This window comes from Novosphingobium sp. SG919, assembly GCF_012932495.1.
Classification (GTDB): Bacteria; Pseudomonadota; Alphaproteobacteria; order Sphingomonadales; family Sphingomonadaceae; genus Novosphingobium; species Novosphingobium rhizosphaerae.
The window spans coordinates 966,276-983,697 of the sequence record NZ_JABCNG010000001.1 but is presented as its reverse complement, the minus strand read 5'-3'; the positions used below and the strand labels follow the sequence as shown (position 1 = coordinate 983,697).

Sequence of the window (17,422 nt, the reverse complement as noted above, 5' to 3'; positions counted from 1 at the left end):
CTTACCACTCCCCTCGATAATCGTGGTTTTCGGAAACCATCGCCGTCAGCGAGGTCGGCCCGCCTACCGGTTCCACGGTGTGGCGGCCCGGCTCCTGCGTGCCGGTCTTGGGCTGGCGCCCGGCGGCGAGTTCGTCGAGGATATGCTCGATCCGCTCGGCCGTCAGGTCTTCATAGTTGTCGTCGTTGATCTGCACCATCGGGGCCGAGGCGCAGTTGCCCATGCATTCCACTTCGGTCAGCGTGAACAGGCCATCGGCCGTGGTGTGGCCCTTCTTGAGGCCACGCTGCTTGCACACGGCCAGGATGTCGTCCGACCCGCGCAGCATGCATGGCGTGGTGCCGCAGACCTGCACGTGGAACCGGCCGACCGGCGCGATGTTGTACATCGTGTAGAAGGTGGCCACTTCGAGCACGCGGATGATCGGCATGTCGAGCTGCGCGGCGACGTATTCCATCACCGGCAGCGGCAGCCAGCCTTGCGTGTTTTCCTCGGCGCCCACCTGGCGCTGTGCCAGATCGAGCAGCGGCATGACCGCCGAGCGCTGGCGGCCGGCGGGGTAGCGCGCGATGATTTCCTTGGCCTTGGCCGCGTTGGCCTCGGTCCAGGCAAAGTTACCCCAGCGCGCGCGCAGCTGCGGGGTATCGGGTTCGGGATGACGATCAGCCATTAGCGAATGAACTCCACGCGTGCGCACTTGTCGCCTTCGAAGCTGTAGACGGCAATCACGTCAAACGGCTCGGCCGCGGCAGAACGCCACACACGCTCGTGAAACACGACATAATTGCCCAGCTCGTTCGCGCCGATCACTTCGGCGCGGTTTTCCGGAAACTCGGCAAACATCTTCTTGAGGCCCTCGCGGGTGCCTTCCTTGCCTTCGCGCACCACCGCGCCGCGATAGCCCGCTTCGCAGGCATCATCGGTCATGTAGGTGACGTAGGTATCGGCATCCTGCGCGTTGTACGCAGCGATCATGGCCGTGGCGATTTCGGTCAGCCCCGCCATGTCAGCGCCTCCGGCTGCGACGAAGGGCGCGGCCGAACCACAGCCCCTGGCCGAAATGGAACAGTTCGAAGCCACCCACCGCGCTGGCCAGCATGGCCAGCGTTTCGGGGGCCTTGCCAGTCACGGCCAGGGCGATGAACCAGGCGGCCGTCAGCACCAGCCCGGTCAGGCAGGCGAGGATCGAAACCTGGTCGACCTGCGCGCGGCTCACCGGTCGCACTCCCCGAACACCACGTCGATCGCGCCCAGGATGGCGGTCGCGTCGGGCAGCATGTGGCCCTTCGACATGAAATCCATCGCCTGAAGGTGCGAGAACGCCGTGGGGCGGATCTTGCAGCGGTAGGGCTTGTTGGTGCCGTCGGAGACCAGATAGACGCCGAATTCGCCCTTGGGGCTTTCGGTGGCGACATAGACTTCGCCGGCCGGCACGTGGAACCCTTCGGTGTAGAGCTTGAAGTGATGGATCAGGCTTTCCATCGAGCTCTTCATCTCGCCGCGCTTGGGCGGGGCCACCTTGCGGTCGGCGGTCATGACCGGGCCTTCGGGCATCTGCGCCAGGCACTGCTTCATGATGCGGGCCGACTGGCGCACTTCTTCCACGCGCACCATCATGCGGTCATAGCAATCGCCCCGCGTGCCCACCGGAATGTCGAATTCCATGCGGTCATAGACGTCATAGGGCTGCGCCTTGCGGATATCCCAGGGGATGCCCGAACCGCGGATCATCGGGCCGGAGAAACCCCAGCGCACCGCATCGTCCTTGCTGACAACGGCGATATCGACGTTGCGCTGCTTGAAGATGCGGTTATCGACCACCAGGCTCATTGCGTCGTCGAACAGTTGCGGCAGGCGGGTATCGAGCCAGTCGGCAATGTCGGTGAGGAGCTTGAGCGGCACGTCCTGGTGCACGCCACCCGGACGGAACCAGGCCGAGTGCATGCGCGCGCCCGAGGCCCGCTCGAAGAACGTGAGGCAGTCCTCGCGGATTTCGAACAGCCACAGGTTCGGCGTCATCGCGCCCACGTCCATGACGTGGCTGCCGATGTTGAGCATGTGGTTGCAGATGCGGGTCAGTTCCGCAAACAGCACGCGCAGGTACTGCGCGCGCAGTGGCACTTCCACGTTGAGCAGCTTTTCCACCGCGAGCACGTAGGAGTGCTCCATCGCCAGCGGCGAGCAATAGTCCAGGCGATCGAAATAGGGCAGCGCCTGGAGATAGGTCTTGTGCTCGATCAGCTTTTCGGTGCCGCGATGCAGCAGGCCGACATGCGGATCGATGCGCTCGATGATTTCGCCGTCCAGCTCCATCACCATGCGCAGCACGCCGTGCGCGGCCGGATGCTGCGGGCCGAAGTTGATCGTGTAGTTGGTGATGACCTCGTCGCCGGTGGTGGGCGACTGTTCGAGCGAGAAGCTCATGCCTTGTCTCCCGCGGGCTTGGTCGCTTCCTTGTTGGCAGCAGCGCCGGCGCCGGTCTGCGCCGGGGTGGGCGTGTCCTTGGGCGTGGCCACGGGCGGCGGCGGCGCGGCCTGGGCCGCCTTTTCGTCACCCGGCAGCACGTAGTCCGCGCCTTCCCATGGGCTCATGAAGTCGAACTGGCGCAAGTCCTGGGCCAGGCGCACCGGCTCATAGACCACGCGCTGGTCTTCCTCGGAATAGCGCAGCTCGACATAGCCGGTCAGCGGGAAGTCCTTGCGGAACGGGTGCCCCTGGAAGCCATAGTCGGTGAGAATGCGGCGCAGGTCGGGGTTGCCCTCGAACAGCACGCCATACATGTCGTAGACTTCGCGTTCGAGCCAGCCGGCCACCGGCCACAGCGTGGTGACCGTGGGCACCGGCGTCGCCTCGTCGGTGCGAACCTTGACGATCAGGCGATGGTTGCGCGTCAGCGAGAGGAGGCAATAGACCACCTCGAAGCGATCGAGCCGCTGGGGATAGTCCGCCCCGGCAATTTCCATCAGCTGCTGGTACTCGTGCTCGTCACGCAGGGTGCGCAGCACGGTCTCGACGGAATCGCGTGCCACCAGCAGCACGATTTCGCCGTGCTGCTCCTTGGCTTCGATCACCTGGTCGCCCAGCGCGGCAACCAGCGCGTCCTTTACCCCGTCGAAGGGGGCATAGCGCGGCGCGGAATGCAGAATGGCCATGTGCCCTACCCTCTCAACGCTCGAGCGTGCCGACGCGGCGGATCTTCCGCTGCAACTGCATCACGCCATAAAGCAGCGCTTCGGCAGTGGGCGGGCAACCCGGCACATAGATGTCGACCGGCACGATGCGATCGCAGCCGCGCACCACCGAATAGCTGTAGTGGTAATAGCCACCACCGTTGGCGCACGAACCCATCGAGATGACGTACTTGGGGTCCGACATCTGGTCGTAGACCTTGCGCAGCGCCGGGGCCATCTTGTTGCACAGCGTGCCGGCCACGATCATCACGTCGGACTGGCGCGGCGAGGCGCGCGGGGCCACGCCGAAGCGCTCCATGTCATAACGCGGCATGTTGACGTGGATCATTTCCACGGCGCAGCAAGCCAGGCCAAAGGTCATCCACCAGAGCGAGCCGGTGCGCGCCCACTGGAACAGTTCCTCGGTCGAGGTGACGAGAAAGCCCTTGTCCGAAACTTCGGCGTTGATGCTTTCGAAAAACGCCTGGTCGGGTGCCACGATGGGCGATCCGGCAACTGGCGAGACAGCAGGGGTGGTAGCCATGTGGTTCATTCCCAATCCAGCGCGCCCTTTTTCCAGGCGTAGATATAGCCGAGCACCAGTTCCGCCAGGAAGACCATCATGGTCGCCCAACCGGCCCAACCGGTCTGCTTGAGGCTCACCGCCCAGGGGAACAGGAACGCTGCCTCCAGGTCGAAGATGATGAACAGGATCGCCACGAGATAGAACCGCACGTCGAACTGGCTGCGCGGGTCTTCAAAGGCGGGAAAGCCGCACTCGTATTCGGCCAGTTTGTCCGCCGTGGGGTTGTAGGTGCCCGTCAGGCGGGCTGCCCCCATCGGCAGAAAAACGAAAGCCGTCGAAAGCGCGAGCGCGATCCCGAGAAAAATCAGGATCGGCAGATATTGGATGAGGTCGACCAAGGGGCTGACTCGCGATGGAATGCACTTGGCACGGGGCACTAGTCCCCCCTTGGCGCATGTGCAAGTGGGGTGCAGCGCAATAAAGGGGATTGACCGCGCCCATTTGGGCAAGACCGTGACAATACCGAGGCAAACCCCCCCCGATTTCGCCCGAAAGCCTGCGATCGCACGGCGGCGATGCCGCAACGCGAGACGCCCTTGCACGAATTGCGCACACGATTGCATGAGACGCAAGCCAGTTGGCGGCGCGCGGTGCCTACCGGAGCAGGAACACCGGCCAGGCGCCAAGCGCCATGAAGGTGCCCAGCGGCAGGGCGGTCTGCGCATCGATCCGCTTGCCCGACAGGTGCAGCACCAGTGCCACGGCCAGCCCCAGCAGCGCGGCCACCAGCAAGACATGCACCACGCCCAGCGGGCCCACCCAGGCACCGATCGCGCCCAGCAGCCAGGGGTCCCCCCCGCCCAACCCTTCACGTCCGCGCGCCTTGCGATAGGCCCAGGCGACGCTGCCCAGCAGGGCATAGCCCAGCGCGGCGCCAAGCAGGGCCGGCACCAGCGCGTCGGCGCCCTGCCACAGCGCAAGCGCGAGGCCGCTTGCCGCCAGGGCCGCCGTCAACCGCCAGGGCAGCCACAGGCAGCGCGCGTCGAGCAGCGCCAGCAGCAGCAGTTGCCAGCCCAGCGCCAGCGCCGGCACGATCAATCCATCCGGCGCCCACCAGGCCAGCGCGCCAACCACGGCGCCGCCCGCCTCGGCCGCCAATTGGCCCCAGCCGATAAATCCGTCGCAACGCCGGCACCGCCCGCGCAGGGCCAGCCAGGACACGATCGGGACAAGCTCCGCCGCGCGCAGTTGCCGGTGGCACCGGTCGCACGCCGATGCGCCGTGCACGATCGAGCGCCCTGCGGGCAACCGCACTGCCACCGTGCCCAGGAACGAGCCGACGATTGCCCCCAATATGGTGCCGATTGCCAAGGCCAGCTCCCATGGCAGCCCCAGCGCGACGATCTGAGCCGGAATTTCCAAGTTTTGCCCCCGCTTGCCCCGGCGCCTCGGCCCGGACCAAGGCGCGCGACAATGCTGCAATGCGTCATGAAACGGCAATGTGACGCCGCCTTCAATTGCAATCGCCCCGCCTGCTCTCTACATCGGCGCAGGCAACGACAAGATTCCGCCGCCCGACCGCTGCCGTGGCGGCTGCTTAGCACAGGAAGGACCTGTTACCATGGCCCAGTTCTCCGCCGCCGATCCGATCGTCATCCTCGGCTATGCCCGCACGCCGATGGGCAGCATGCAGGGCGCGCTCGCCGACGTCGCCGCGACCGATCTTGGCGCGACCGCCGTCAAGGCCGCAGTGGCCCGCGCCGGCGTGGACGGCAGCGATGTGGAACGTGTCTACATGGGCTGCGTGCTGCCCGCTGGCCTGGGCCAGGCGCCCGCGCGCCAGGCCGCGATCAAGGCCGGCCTGCCCAAGTCGGCCCAGGCCACCACGGTCAACAAGGTCTGCGGCTCGGGCATGCAGACGGTGATCATGGCATCCGAAGCCCTGGCGGCCGGCAGCATCGACGTGGCCGTTGCCGGCGGCATGGAATCGATGACCAACGCCCCCTACCTGCTCAAGAAGCACCGCTCGGGCGCGCGCATCGGCCACGATACCGCCTATGACCACATGTTCCTCGACGGCCTCGAAGACGCCTATGAAGCTGGCCGCGCCATGGGCACGTTCGCCCAGGACACCGCCAACGACTATGGCCTGACCCGCGAAAACCAGGACGAATACACGATCGAATCGCTGCGCCGTGCCAAGGCCGCGATCGACGAGGGCGCGTTCGTGGAAGAAATCGCGCCGGTGACGATCAAGACCCGCGCCGGCGAAGTGACGGTGGACACCGACGAAGCCCCCAGCAAGGCCCGCCCCGACAAGATCCCGGCGCTCAAGCCCGCTTTTGCCAAGGATGGCACGATCACCGCGGCCACCTCGTCCTCGATCTCCGACGGTGCGGCGGCCCTTGCGCTCACGCGCCAGAGCGTGGCCGATGCCAAGGGCCTCAAGCCGGTGGCCCGCATCGTTGCCCTGGCCGCCCATGCCCAGGAACCCAAGGACTTCACCACGGCCCCGGTCGGCGCGATCAACAAGGTGCTGGAAAAGGCCGGCTGGAGCGTGGACGACGTTGACCTGTTCGAAGTGAACGAAGCCTTTGCCTGCGTGGCGATGTTCGCCATGCACGACCTGGGCATCCCCCATGCCAAGGTGAACGTCCACGGCGGTGCCACGGCGCTCGGCCACCCGATCGGCGCTTCGGGCGCACGCATCATCACCACGCTGCTCGCGGCGCTCAAGCGCCACGGCAAGACCAAGGGCATTGCCAGCCTGTGCATCGGCGGCGGTGAAGCCACGGCACTGGCTGTCGAATTGATCTGATGTGAAATCAGGGGGGTGGGCAATGCATCACCCCCCAACCCCCTCCTCTTCAGACGAAGGGGACAGGGATGGTGGAAGCCTCAAGAAGCGGCGGAAACCCCGGCAATCCCCGAAATGATCAGGGCGTGCCCGCGCCCCACAGCGCATCTTGCGCCACGAAGCCCCGGCGACCATCGACGTCCACCGGGCACCAGCCGTCACGGCATTCCCCCAGCATCGCCTGCACGCCGGGCGCCGCGCGCCACAGCACCGGGCCGCTGCCATCCTTGTTGGCGCGGATCGCGGTGATCGCACCTTTTACCAGCGCGGTGCGGGTACGGCTGAGGAATTGCGCCAGCACCCAGCCACGCGCGCCATCGGGGTCTTCGATCAGGCGCCAACCGCCCATCACGCGCAGCACTTTGACCGGCAGGCCGTGCCGCACATAGACCCAGTTGATGCGATATTCGCGCCCCGGGCCAACGCGCATGTTGGTCTCATCCTTGGCGAGCGAGGCCCAGTAACGGGCGTTGCCGTCGTCCGCCGCCTGCAGCCGCGCCGGTTGCCCGGCCAGCCCCGCGGCGCCGCCCAGGATGGCAAGCGCGACGGCCCCTCGGATCATGAAGCGAAACTGGATCACGGTAAGACTTCTCCCGCCCCACGGCGGGGCGCGCAACGCCCCTGCGATACAGGATTGATCGCCAAGGGCAACCACCGCGGCAACCGTCTCGTCGCATGCATCCGGCGCTGTCCCCGGCGGATCGCGGCGCAGTGGCGCGAGATTGGGGCAGATGCGCCCATGTCCGGCGCAATGCCAGACCATGTTCGACCATGTCCGGCTTGACCGGCCATGCCCCATGGGCATAGCCATGGTGGCGATGAGCCAGCACGCCCGCCCGCAAGATTTGCGCCTGACGCGCCGCATCGACGGCAAGCCTCGCGTTGTCGTCACCCGCCGCCTGCTGCCCGAAACCCAACGCCGCATGGCCGAATTGTTCGACGTGACGTTGAACGCCGATGATCGGCCAATGTCGCGCCAGGCACTGCTGGATGCGGTATCGCAGGCACAGGTGCTCGTCCCCACAGTGACCGACGCCATCGACGCCGATCTGATCGCCGCAGCTGGCCCTGGCCTTGGCCTCATTGCCAATTTCGGCGCCGGGATCGAGCATATCGACCTGGCCGCCGCCCGCGCGCGCAAGATCATCGTCACCAACACGCCCGGCGTGTTCACCGACGACACCGCCGACATGACGATGGCGCTGATCATTTCCGTGCCCCGCCGGCTGACCGATGGCGAGCGGGTGATCCGCGAGCAGACGTGGGAGGGCTGGTCGCCTTCCAGCCTGCTGGGCCACCGGCTCGGCGGCAAGATGCTGGGCATCGTGGGCATGGGCCGAATCGGCCAGGCCGTGGCCCTGCGTGCCCGCGCCTTTGGCCTGGCGGTGGTCTATCACAACCGCCACCGCCTGCCCCCCGCGGTCGAAGCGGCGCTGGGCGCGCGCTATGAACCCGATCTCGATGCCCTGGTGCGCGAGGCGGACATTCTCTCGCTGCACTGCCCGCACACAGCCGAAACCCACCACCTGATCAACGCCCGGCGCATCGCCATGATGAAGCGGCACGCCTATGTGGTGAACACCGCGCGCGGCGAACTGATCGAGGAAGCCGCCCTTGTCGCGGCACTGGAAGCGGGGGCCATTGGCGGGGCCGGGCTCGATGTCTTTGCCCACGAACCGCAAGTCGATCCGCGCCTGCGCCGCCTGCCCAATGTCGTCCTGCTGCCGCACATGGGCAGCGCCACGTTCGAAGGGCGCCTGGCCTCGGGCGACAAGGTGATCGCCAACATCCGGTTCTGGGCCGATGGCCATCGGCCACCCGATCAGGTCATCGAAGGCTGGGCCTGAAGCCCCCTCCGCCAGGGCGCTAACCATTTTGGATTTGTCAAAGACTTGGGCCTAGGGTGCGGGCCATGAACGAATCGCTTCGGATGCGCGCTGCCAAGGCGCTGATGTGGATCGCCGGGCTTGGCCTGCCCGCCCTCGCCCATGCCCAGGATGCCGCGCTCGATCCCGCCGATAGCGGCGACACCGCATGGCTGCTGGCCGCCACGCTGCTTGGCCTGCTGCTCGTGCTGCCGGGCCTGGCTCTGTTCCACGCCGGCCGTGCCCGGGCGCAAAGCCTGGCCTCGGTGATGACGCAGACCGCTGCGGTGGTGGCATTGGTCTCGGTGCTGTGGATCGTGGTCGGCTATACTCTGGCGTTCGGCACGGTCAGCAACGGCTGGCTGGGCAGCGGCAATGCCTGGATGCTGATCGATCTGGGCAATGTGCGGCAAGATACGCTGGTGCCTGAAAGCGCCTATGCCCTGTTCGAGATGGTCTTCGCCCTCGTCGCCCCGGCCTTGCTGGTGGGCGCATGGGTCGATCGCGCGCGATTTGGCTGGGTCATCGGCTTTGCCGCGCTATGGAGCCTGATCGTCTACGCCCCGATCGCCCACTGGGTGTGGGGCGGCGGCTGGCTGGCCACCCGGCTGGGCACAGTGGACTACGCCGGCGGCCTGGTCGTGCATGTCAGCGCGGGGGTTTCTGCCTTGGTCGTTGCCCTGCTGCTTGGCCGGCGCGAACGCTTTGCCACAGCCCTCGCCAGCACCGGCAGCAGCCCACTGCTGACCATCACCGGCGCCGCGCTGGTCTGGGCGGGCAGCCTGGCCCTGGCCGGCGGCAGCGCCTTTGCCGCCGGTGACGACGCAGCCATGGCGCTGGTCAACACCCATGTCGCAGCCGCCGTCGCGGCGCTGGCCTGGCTGCTGCTGGATCGGCTCAAGGGGGCCAAACCAGGGCCCACGGGGCTTGCCCGCGGCGTGGTGGCGGGTCTGGCGATCGTGGCGCCGGCCGCGGCCTATATCAGCCCCGGCATGGCCGTGGTTTTGGGCATCCTTGGGGCGGTGCTTGCCAAGGGCGCTGCACGGGTGGTGCAAGGCCACTTGCAAATCGATGATTCGCTTGGGGTCTTTGCCGGCCACGGGGTTACCGGCGCGGCCGGCACGGTGCTCACCGCGCTGGTGCTCAACCCGGCGTTCGGCGGCACCGGCTATGGTCCGGGCATGGATCTTGCCCACCAGGTGATGGGCCAGGTCGTGGGTGTGGTGACCGTGGCAGCGTGGAGCGCGATCGCCACGGCCATTGCCGCGCTGATGGTATCGATGGCCCTGCCCATGCGCGTCACCCGCGAAGACGAACTGGCGGGGCTGGACAAAACCAGCCACGGCGAAGACGCTTACCAGCCCGACTGAGGAAGCCCCGCCAAACCTTTCAACCGCAACAAAAAAGCCCGGGAAAACCCGGGCTTTTTCTGTTCTGTCCAGGCCGATCAGTCGCCGGTCAGGATGCGATCCACCAGTTGCTTCACCGTCGGGGTGAAGTTGTTGGAATAGAACGGGTCCTGCTTGAAACGATAGGCCGCATGGCCGGCAAACATCAGGTTCTGGTCGATGTCCCCGCCGTGGGCGATGTCCTGCAGCGTCTTCTGGATGCAGAAGCTGCGCGGATCGGCCAGGCGCCCGGTGGTGTAATCGTCGTGGTCCTTCCACGACGAGAACCCGCAGTGCGACAGGCAGCCCATGCAATCGGCCTGGTCCTTGCGGATCTCGTCGCGCTCGGCTTGGTTGACGAAGATCACCGTGTCGTCGGGCGTGCGCAGCGCGGTGGTGAAACCGGCGCCGAACCACGCGCGCGCGCGGTCCAGATCGGCCGGCGTAACCCAGAAATTCTTGCCCTTAACGCCCACGTCCAGCTGCACGGTGTGTTCGCCCGCCGCCACCTTGGAATAAGGCACCTGGCGTTCGGACCGCGCTTCCAACGCGCGCAGGAACGGATTGCGCACCGCCGAGGAGTAAAACCCGGTGGGCGAGAACTTGTGCAGCAGCACATCACCCGGCTCCAGCGTGCGCAGATGGTCCTTCCACGCCTGGGGAATCGGGCTTTCCTCGGTCAGCAGCGGGCGCGTGCCGAACTGGAAGGCAATCGCGCCCAGTTCGGGATTGTCGATCCAGTTGTTCCATTCGCGCAGGAACCACACGCCGCCAGCCATCACGATCGGCACGTCGTCGCTCACGCCCTCGGCGCGCATCGTGTCGCGCAGCGCCTTGACGCGGGGATAGGGATCTTCCGGCTTGCGCGGGTTTTCCGCGTTGGACAGGCCATTGTGCCCGCCGGCCAGCCACGGGTCTTCATAGACCACCGCGGCCATCAGGTGCGCCACCTTGTGATAGGCGCGCTTCCACAGCGCGCGGAACGCCCGGCCCGACGAAACGATCGGCAGGTAGCTGACGTTGAACCGCGCCGCGATTTCCGAAAGCTTGTAGGGCATACCGGCGCCGCAGGTGACACCCGAAACCAGCCCGCGGGTGCGTTCCAGCACGCCTTCGAGCACTTGTTGCGCGCCGCCCATTTCCCAGAGCACGTTGATGTTGATCGCGCCCTTGCCGCTGGCAATGTCATAGGCGCGGCGCACCTGTTCCACCGCGCCGTCGATGGCATAGCGGATCAGTTCCTCGTGGCGTTCCTTGCGGGTCAGCGCGTTGTAGACCTGGGGAACGATCTTGCCTTCGGCGTCATAGCTGTCGGCATTCACCGCGCTCACCGTGCCGATTCCCCCGGCCGCAGCCCAGGCTCCCGAACTCATGTGATTGGTGGCGGCAACCCCCTTGCCGCCTTCCACCAGCGGCCACACTTCCCGGCCACCATAGAGGATCGGCTTCAACCCCTTGAACGCAGACATATCATTCCCTCGACGCGCTCAGGCGCGTGACATTTGCCGGCTTGCCCCGAGCACGGGCCGATCGTTCCCTTGTCGATCGTCCGTGCCCGGCCTGGCGTACCGGACATGAAAACCCGAATGCTTTGGCTTACGGCGAAACGCGGCCAAGCGAAAGTCCGGTGTGGCGGTTTTGACGGTTCAGCGCGCCGAAATGGGCCTGCCGCCCATCAAAAACCCGCTCCGAACCGGTGGCAAACCATCAATCGTCGTCTTCCACGGCGACCTTTTCACCCGTCACGCGCTGCGAAAGGGCCGCAGCCATGAACGGATCGAGCGCCCCATCGAGGACGTCGGTGGGATTGGTGCTGACCACGCCCGTGCGCAGATCCTTGACCTGCTGATAGGGCTGCAGGACATAGGAACGGATCTGGTGCCCCCAGCCGATCTCGGTCTTGGCGGCGTATTCGCCCGAAGCGGCCGCTTCGCGCTTGGCCAGTTCGGCTTCATAGATCCGCGCTTTCAGCATGTTCATCGCGGTGGCGCGGTTCTTGTGCTGGCTGCGGTCGTTCTGGCTGGCCACGATGATCCCGGTGGGCACGTGGGTAATACGCACTGCCGAGTCCGTGGTGTTGACGTGCTGCCCGCCCGCGCCCGAAGCGCGATAGGTATCGATCTTGAGGTCGGCCGGGTTGATTTCCACCTCGATGTTGTCATCGATTTCGGGATAGACCCAGACCGACGAAAACGACGTGTGGCGGCGGGCAGAGCTGTCGTAGGGGCTGATGCGCACCAGGCGGTGCACGCCGCTTTCCGTCTTGGCATAGCCATAGGCGTTCTCGCCCTTGATCAGCAGCGTGGCGCTCTTGATCCCGGCCGCTTCGCCCGCGTGGTAATCCACCAGGTCCACCTTGTAGCCATGGCGTTCGGCCCAGCGCGTGTACATGCGCTGCAGCATTTCCGCCCAGTCCTGGCTTTCGGTGCCGCCAGCGCCGGCGTGCACTTCAAGATAGGCATTGTTGGCATCGGCTTCGCCCGCCAGCAGCGCCTGCACCTTGTCGGCATCGGCGCGCTCAGCCAGGGCGGCCAGCGTGGCCAGCCCCTCGGCGATCGTGGCATCGTCGCCTTCCACTTCGCCCAGTTCGACGAATTCGATGGCGTCGGCCATTTCCCGGCCGATCTGGTTGACCGTGCCGATCGAGGCTTCCAGCCGCCGGCGCTCGCGCATGACGGCTTCGGCGTTCTTCGGGTTGTCCCACAGCTTGGGATCTTCGACGCGCGCGTTGAGTTCGTCGAGCCGGCGCACGGCGCGGTCCCAGTCGAGGAACTTGCGCACCAGCGCCAGCGCTGCCTCGATGCGGTCGATATGAGCCTGCCCTTCGGCACGCATGACGGTCTTACTCCATACAAACGAACTGGCCGCTTAGCGAAGCGGGGCCGTTTGTAAAGGTGTGCCCGCCTTGTAATGACGCAGACTGGCCCGCCCGCCCGGAAAGCGCCTTCCCGGACGGGCAGCGGCCGGCGCGATCAACCGTGCTTGTGTCGAATCGCCTGCACCGCGGCGAGCGTGAGCTTGACGTGATCGCGATAGTCCATGTCGGAATGGACCAGGGTGATCCGGCCATCGGGCGCGATGACATAGCTGGTGCGCGTGGTCAGCCCGGTGGACTTGCCACCCTGCTGGAGATCGACGTCATAGGCCTTGACCACGGCCGGGCTGGCGGCGGCGACGGCAAACTTGTTGCGGCATTCCTCGGTCGAAAAGCGCGTCAGCGTGGCGACATCGTCGTTCGACATCCCGATCACGGTGGCGCCAGCCTTGGCGAAATCGGCGGTGGCGTCGGCAAAGGCGTGGGCTTCCAGCGTGCAGCCCTGGGTAAACGCCTTGGGATAGAAATAGAGCACCACGGGGCCGCGCTTCAGAGCCTTTTTCAGGTTGAAGCTGAACGGCTTGCCGCCCAGTGCACCGGCCGCGGTGAAATCTGGCGCGCGGGCGCCTTGCGGCAACGCGGCATTTGCCGCGGCCATGGGGGTGAGGGAAAGGGCGAAGGCCGCCAACGCGGCAAGAGGGGAGCGCGTGTTCATGAGCCATGCCTAGCACAGCGCAGCACGCGTCAATAGATGCCCCCTTGGTCCTCCACGAAGTTGCTGCCCGCCGGCTTGGCGTTCGGGGCCGTCGTGCTCCCGCGCGCCGCTCGCGCCTTGCGCAGGGCATCGAGCACGGCTTCCTTGGCCGTGATTTCCGATGGCTGCACCGTGCGGCGCGGTTCGGTATCGGGCTTGAACGCTTCCCAGATGATCGAGGCCTTGCGCTCGTTGTCCTGCGGCGTCCCGCCAAACACGCGCTTGCCCGAGACGCGATCGATCTTGACCATCGAGACGCCCGCTGGCGCCGTGAAGGGAATGTCGGCCCAGCGCGGGCGCGTGGCCAGCACGAACTGCTTGAAGATCGGCGCGGCGATTCGCCCGCCCTGGGCATAGCCGCCCAGGCTGCGCGGCTGGTCATAGCCCATGTAGATGCCCGCGATGATGTCGGGCGATCCGCCCACGAACCACACGTTGGTGGGGCCGCTGGTGGTGCCGGTCTTGCCGAACAGCGGCAGGCCCAGGTCGTGCAGGGTTTCGGCCGTGCCGCGCACCACCACGCCTTCCAGCATGTGGACCACCTGATATGCCGTGCGCGGGTCGAGCACCTGCTTGCCCGCGGCGCGCAGCCGCGGCATCGCCGTGCCATCCCAGCGGGGCAGGTTGCATCCCGTGCACGCGCGGTTGTCGGCGCGCCAGATCACCTTGCCGTTGCGATCCTGGACATAGTCGATCAGCGTCGCGTCGCGCTGCCGGCCGTGGTTGGCCAGCGTGGCATAGGCGTTGACCATGCGCGTCACCGTGGTGTCGCCCGCGCCCAGCGCCATGGAAAGGTACGGCTGGTAATCGCCGATACCCACGGCCTTGATCGTGCGCACCACTTTGTCCATGCCGGTGTCGTTGGCCACGCGCACCGTCATCAGGTTGCGCGATTGCTCAAGCCCCCAGCGCATGGTGTGGCTGCCCGATCCGCCCTCGTTGCCGAAGTTGCGGAAGCACTTCTGCCCCAGCGCAGCCCCCTGATAGACGCAGAACGTGCCATCGACGACCATCGAGGCCGGTGTCATCCCGTTGTCGAGCGCCGTGGCATAGACGAACGGCTTGATCGTGGAGCCAGGCTGGCGCTGCGCCTGGGTGGCGCGGTTGAATGAACCGAGCCGCGCATCGAACCCGCCCTGCATCGCCAGGATGCGGCTGCTCTGCGGGTCTTCCACCACCATGCCGCCCGAAACTTCGGGCACCACGCGCACCGCCCAGATGCCATTGCCGGCCGGGGCCACGGTGATCACGTCGCCCACTTTCATCGCGTCGGGCACGCCATAGAGCGTGCCGGTCTGCCCATCGGCAAAGCCCACCTGCCCGCTGCTGCCGCGCCGCGAAACCAGCACCGCCACCCGCCAGTCGAGATAGCGGATCGACAGGTTGCTGTTGATCAACTGCGCCTGCCAGTTGCCATCATCCATGTCGATATGCGCGATCGGCCCATGCCAGGCGCGCCCGGCGGCATAGCGCAGCAGCCCGGCGCGCAACGCATCCTGGGCCGCGGTCTGCAATTGCTGGTCCAGCGAGGTGCGCACCCACAGGCCGCCGGCATAGACGCTGTTGGGCCCGTCCTTGGCCTGCTCGCCGAACTGGTCGATCAACTGGCGGCGCACTTCCTCCAGGAAATAGCCCGCGTCGGCGGTGTAGTTTTCGGTGCGGCGCGGCACCAGGCCGAGCGGCTGTGCCTTGGCCTGGGCCACATCGGCCGCGCTGGCCCAGCCGTTCTTGGCCATCTGGTCCAAAACCCAGTTGCGGCGGGTGATGGCCTTTTCGGCGAACTTGGCCCGGCTATAGGTTTCGGGCGCCTTGGGCAGGATCGCCAGGAAAGCGGCTTCGTGCAAAGCCAGGTCGCCCACGTCCTTGTCGAAATAGGCGCGCGCCGCCGCCTGCACGCCAAAGCTCTGGCGGCCGAGGGGAATTTCGTTGAGGTACAGCTCCAGGATCTGCTGCTTGGTCAAGACGCTTTCGATGCGCCGCGCCAGGAGCATTTCCTTGAGCTTGCGCGTGACCGAATATTCGTTGCCGATCAGGATGTTCTTGGCAACCTGCTGGGTGATGGTAGAACCGCCCCGCGCGCGCTCGCCCGAACCCAGCTTGGTGGCATAGTCCACCACCGCACCGGCAAGGCCGGTCAGGTCCACGCCGCCATGGCTCCAGAACGTCTTGTCCTCGGCCGAAAGGAATGCGTTGATCAGCTGCGGCGGGAAATCCACGAAGCGCAATTGCACGCGCCGCTCGCGCGCATAACTCGACACGATCTGCCCATCCGCGCCGCGCACCATGGTCGGCAGCGGCGGTTGATAGGTCAGCAGCGTATCGGCCGATGGCAGCGTGCGCTCCACCGTCACCCACAGCAGCCCGCGCAGGATCAGCAGCACCAGCACCAGCCAGCCGGCACGGCGCACCCATTTGGAACGCTGCCATAGGCCCTTGGCCCGGCCCCACAGATTGCCCCCCCGCCTTATGCGAAAGCGCCGCCGTTCGGGATCACCGTCGGGATTGCGGTCAGGTTCGGGCGCATCGCCGCGCGCAATGATCGGGGGCAAGTCGTCGGCCATCGTGGCCGCGCTCTAGCACGGGGGTTTGCGCGCGCACCAGTGCCTATGTTGAGCGCGCGTCGGTCAGGCGCCCGTCATGCGCCCAGGGGGCGGCTTTCCTGCTCGGCCAGGAAAATGGCAATGGCGCGCGCAACGGCATGGGCAAAGCCGTTGCGCCAGGCCTTGTCGGTCATCGCACGCGCATCGGCCGCGTTGCTGATATAGCCAGCCTCCAGCAGCGCCGATGGCAGATCGAGCGACTTGAGCACCACGAACGCGGCCTCACGGCGCGGATCGACATGGAAGCGAACGGCGCCCTGCCCTTCGCGCAGGATCAGATCGGCCAGGCGCAGCGAGCGACCGCGCATCGCGCGCCGGGAAAGATCGACCAGAATGGAGGAAACTGTGCCCGACTGGCCGGCAAGGTTAACGCCGTTGATCGTATCCGCACGGTTTTCGCGCTGCGCCAGGGCATCGGCGACCGCATCCGAGCCGCGATCGGACAGGGTATAGACCGTTGCCCCGCCGGCATCGGCGCTCGGCGCGGAATCTGCATGGATCGACAGGAACAGGTCGGCATGCAGGCGCCGCGCAATGCCCGAACGCTCGTCCAGCGCCAGGAAGCGATCGTCGCTGCGGGTCAGGGCCACGCGCACATGCCCCTGCGCCAGCAATGCATCGCGCAGCGCCAGCGCCAGCGCCAGGGTCAACTGCTTTTCGCGCAAGGATCCCTCGCCGCTGGCGCCCGGATCGTGCCCGCCATGGCCGGCATCAATCACCACCAGCGGGCGGCTGGCATCGGCCGGGCCCAGCACCGGCGGCAGATCGACGGCGCGCGTGCCGTCGGGCAGCGCCAGGCGCACGACATAGGCCGGCACCCTTGCGCCCGCGCCCGGCCCGATGCCCAGCACCACCCGCGCCCACACCAGCAGAACCAGCAGCGGCACGACAAACAGCGCGGCAATTGCCAGCGTGCGCGCAGGTATCGGCCAAGGTTTAACCATATTGCAGATGCCTATGCCGCGCCGCAGGCCGGCTGGTCCAGCGCAAAAACCGGGGCAAATGCCTATCCGCATGATGACGGAGCGTTTCGGGACACGGTTTTAATTGCTGCTTTGCGATTGGGGTGCTAGCACCCATCTAACGGAGCAGTTCGACCAACTGCCTTTCCCGCCGCGTTGTCGCTGCGCCCGCATGGTGCGCCCGGCCGCAACGCCCACGGCACACGCGCCAATGGCAGGGGATGGAAGGGGTCGGGCTTGGTCCTGGCGGGCAGAAGGGACAAGGCAGGACGCCACCCTCGCCCGCGCTTGAGGTTGATGCCGTGATGAAGAGCCGCGTACCGTTCCAGCCAAAGCGCCCCACCGGGGCCTTTGCGTTTTGGACGGATGCCGGCACGCACGAATATCCCGGTACTTTTGCAGACAATTTTGCAGACCGGGGCCCCCGCGCGGGGCATTCGTTGCACGTCTTTGCCACCGCAGACGCACACCAACCGCCGCCGGGC

17 protein-coding genes are annotated in these 17,422 nt (G+C 66.5%); 3 read left to right on the top strand and 14 right to left on the bottom strand.

Annotated features, from left to right (window positions below; translation table 11 throughout):
* Window position 1: 1 nt before the first annotated feature.
* From FHT19_RS04325 to FHT19_RS04290, 8 genes are all read right to left on the bottom strand, one after another.
* Window positions 2–670, bottom strand: coding sequence for an NAD(P)H-dependent oxidoreductase subunit E (locus tag FHT19_RS04325; protein ID WP_169474060.1), 669 nt, complete (start codon window positions 668–670; stop codon window positions 2–4).
* Window positions 670–1,005: a nuclear transport factor 2 family protein gene (locus tag FHT19_RS04320; RefSeq protein ID WP_168554523.1), complete on the bottom strand. Its 336-nt coding sequence runs from the start codon at window positions 1,003–1,005 to the stop codon at window positions 670–672. Before FHT19_RS04320 ends, FHT19_RS04325 begins: the two co-directional genes overlap by 1 nt.
* A gap of 1 nt (window position 1,006) precedes the next feature.
* Window positions 1,007–1,216: a hypothetical protein gene (locus FHT19_RS04315; protein ID WP_168554522.1), complete on the bottom strand. Its 210-nt coding sequence runs from the start codon at window positions 1,214–1,216 to the stop codon at window positions 1,007–1,009.
* On the bottom strand, window positions 1,213–2,424 hold the full coding sequence (locus tag FHT19_RS04310; RefSeq protein WP_168554521.1) for an NADH-quinone oxidoreductase subunit D: 1,212 nt from the start codon (window positions 2,422–2,424) through the stop codon (window positions 1,213–1,215). Before FHT19_RS04310 ends, FHT19_RS04315 begins: the two co-directional genes overlap by 4 nt.
* Window positions 2,421–3,152 carry an NADH-quinone oxidoreductase subunit C gene (locus tag FHT19_RS04305; RefSeq protein ID WP_169474059.1) on the bottom strand — a complete coding sequence of 244 codons (732 nt, stop codon included), beginning with the start codon at window positions 3,150–3,152 and terminating at the stop codon, window positions 2,421–2,423. The genes FHT19_RS04310 and FHT19_RS04305 overlap by 4 nt, the downstream gene beginning before the upstream one ends.
* 13 nt (window positions 3,153–3,165) lie before the next feature.
* Entirely contained in the window at window positions 3,166–3,723 is a 558-nt protein-coding gene (locus FHT19_RS04300; protein WP_168554519.1) for an NADH-quinone oxidoreductase subunit B, read from the bottom strand.
* Window positions 3,720–4,094, bottom strand: a complete 375-nt coding sequence (gene ndhC / locus FHT19_RS04295) for an NADH-quinone oxidoreductase subunit A (RefSeq protein WP_168554518.1) — start codon at window positions 4,092–4,094, stop codon at window positions 3,720–3,722. The genes FHT19_RS04300 and ndhC overlap by 4 nt, the downstream gene beginning before the upstream one ends.
* Before the next feature lie 256 nt (window positions 4,095–4,350).
* Window positions 4,351–5,118 carry an A24 family peptidase gene (locus tag FHT19_RS04290; RefSeq protein ID WP_248290266.1) on the bottom strand — a complete coding sequence of 256 codons (768 nt, stop codon included), beginning with the start codon at window positions 5,116–5,118 and terminating at the stop codon, window positions 4,351–4,353.
* Window positions 5,119–5,317: 199 nt separating this feature from the next.
* Between FHT19_RS04290 and FHT19_RS04285 the strand changes: the two genes are divergently transcribed.
* Window positions 5,318–6,514, top strand: coding sequence for an acetyl-CoA C-acyltransferase (locus FHT19_RS04285; RefSeq protein WP_168554517.1), 1,197 nt, complete (start codon window positions 5,318–5,320; stop codon window positions 6,512–6,514).
* A 118-nt stretch (window positions 6,515–6,632) separates the two neighbouring features.
* Here FHT19_RS04285 and FHT19_RS04280 read toward each other — a convergent pair whose 3' ends face one another.
* On the bottom strand, window positions 6,633–7,133 hold the full coding sequence (locus tag FHT19_RS04280; RefSeq protein ID WP_248290265.1) for an SH3 domain-containing protein: 501 nt from the start codon (window positions 7,131–7,133) through the stop codon (window positions 6,633–6,635).
* Window positions 7,134–7,371: 238 nt separating this feature from the next.
* Here FHT19_RS04280 and FHT19_RS04275 point away from each other — a divergent pair, with 238 nt between their 5' ends.
* Window positions 7,372–8,400, top strand: coding sequence for a D-glycerate dehydrogenase (locus tag FHT19_RS04275; protein ID WP_168555464.1), 1,029 nt, complete (start codon window positions 7,372–7,374; stop codon window positions 8,398–8,400).
* 65 nt (window positions 8,401–8,465) lie between these two features.
* The gene (locus tag FHT19_RS04270) at window positions 8,466–9,788 is read left to right on the top strand and encodes an ammonium transporter (protein WP_248290264.1); all 1,323 of its coding nucleotides are present in this window, start codon (window positions 8,466–8,468) and stop codon (window positions 9,786–9,788) included.
* Between the two features lie 77 nt (window positions 9,789–9,865).
* On the opposite strand, the gene FHT19_RS04265 is transcribed toward FHT19_RS04270, so the two are convergent.
* From FHT19_RS04265 to FHT19_RS04245, 5 genes are all read right to left on the bottom strand, one after another.
* Window positions 9,866–11,275, bottom strand: a complete 1,410-nt coding sequence (locus FHT19_RS04265; RefSeq protein WP_168554516.1) for a nitronate monooxygenase — start codon at window positions 11,273–11,275, stop codon at window positions 9,866–9,868.
* A 238-nt stretch (window positions 11,276–11,513) separates the two neighbouring features.
* Window positions 11,514–12,641 carry a peptide chain release factor 2 gene (gene prfB, locus FHT19_RS04260; protein ID WP_168554515.1) on the bottom strand — a complete coding sequence of 376 codons (1,128 nt, stop codon included), beginning with the start codon at window positions 12,639–12,641 and terminating at the stop codon, window positions 11,514–11,516.
* Between the two features lie 137 nt (window positions 12,642–12,778).
* Entirely contained in the window at window positions 12,779–13,336 is a 558-nt protein-coding gene (locus tag FHT19_RS04255; protein ID WP_168554514.1) for a peroxiredoxin, read from the bottom strand.
* Window positions 13,337–13,365: 29 nt separating this feature from the next.
* Window positions 13,366–15,936, bottom strand: a complete 2,571-nt coding sequence (locus FHT19_RS04250) for a transglycosylase domain-containing protein (protein ID WP_169474058.1) — start codon at window positions 15,934–15,936, stop codon at window positions 13,366–13,368.
* 74 nt (window positions 15,937–16,010) lie between these two features.
* Window positions 16,011–16,919 (bottom strand): N-acetylmuramoyl-L-alanine amidase, encoded by a 909-nt coding sequence (locus tag FHT19_RS04245; protein WP_168554512.1) that lies wholly within the window; start codon window positions 16,917–16,919, stop codon window positions 16,011–16,013.
* Window positions 16,920–17,422 lie beyond the last annotated feature (503 nt).

Coding starts and splice junctions, on each gene's coding strand:
- FHT19_RS04325 (WP_169474060.1), bottom strand. CDS start 670: ATGGCTGATCGTCATCCCGAACCCGATACCCCGCAGCTGCGCGCGCGC.
- FHT19_RS04320 (WP_168554523.1), bottom strand. CDS start 1,005: ATGGCGGGGCTGACCGAAATCGCCACGGCCATGATCGCTGCGTACAAC.
- FHT19_RS04310 (WP_168554521.1), bottom strand. CDS start 2,424: ATGAGCTTCTCGCTCGAACAGTCGCCCACCACCGGCGACGAGGTCATC.
- FHT19_RS04305 (WP_169474059.1), bottom strand. CDS start 3,152: ATGGCCATTCTGCATTCCGCGCCGCGCTATGCCCCCTTCGACGGGGTA.
- FHT19_RS04300 (WP_168554519.1), bottom strand. CDS start 3,723: ATGAACCACATGGCTACCACCCCTGCTGTCTCGCCAGTTGCCGGATCG.
- FHT19_RS04285 (WP_168554517.1), top strand. CDS start 5,318: ATGGCCCAGTTCTCCGCCGCCGATCCGATCGTCATCCTCGGCTATGCC.
- FHT19_RS04275 (WP_168555464.1), top strand. CDS start 7,372: ATGAGCCAGCACGCCCGCCCGCAAGATTTGCGCCTGACGCGCCGCATC.
- FHT19_RS04270 (WP_248290264.1), top strand. CDS start 8,466: ATGAACGAATCGCTTCGGATGCGCGCTGCCAAGGCGCTGATGTGGATC.
- FHT19_RS04265 (WP_168554516.1), bottom strand. CDS start 11,275: ATGTCTGCGTTCAAGGGGTTGAAGCCGATCCTCTATGGTGGCCGGGAA.
- prfB (WP_168554515.1), bottom strand. CDS start 12,641: ATGCGTGCCGAAGGGCAGGCTCATATCGACCGCATCGAGGCAGCGCTG.
- FHT19_RS04255 (WP_168554514.1), bottom strand. CDS start 13,336: ATGAACACGCGCTCCCCTCTTGCCGCGTTGGCGGCCTTCGCCCTTTCC.
- FHT19_RS04250 (WP_169474058.1), bottom strand. CDS start 15,936: ATGGCCGACGACTTGCCCCCGATCATTGCGCGCGGCGATGCGCCCGAA.
- FHT19_RS04245 (WP_168554512.1), bottom strand. CDS start 16,919: ATGGTTAAACCTTGGCCGATACCTGCGCGCACGCTGGCAATTGCCGCG.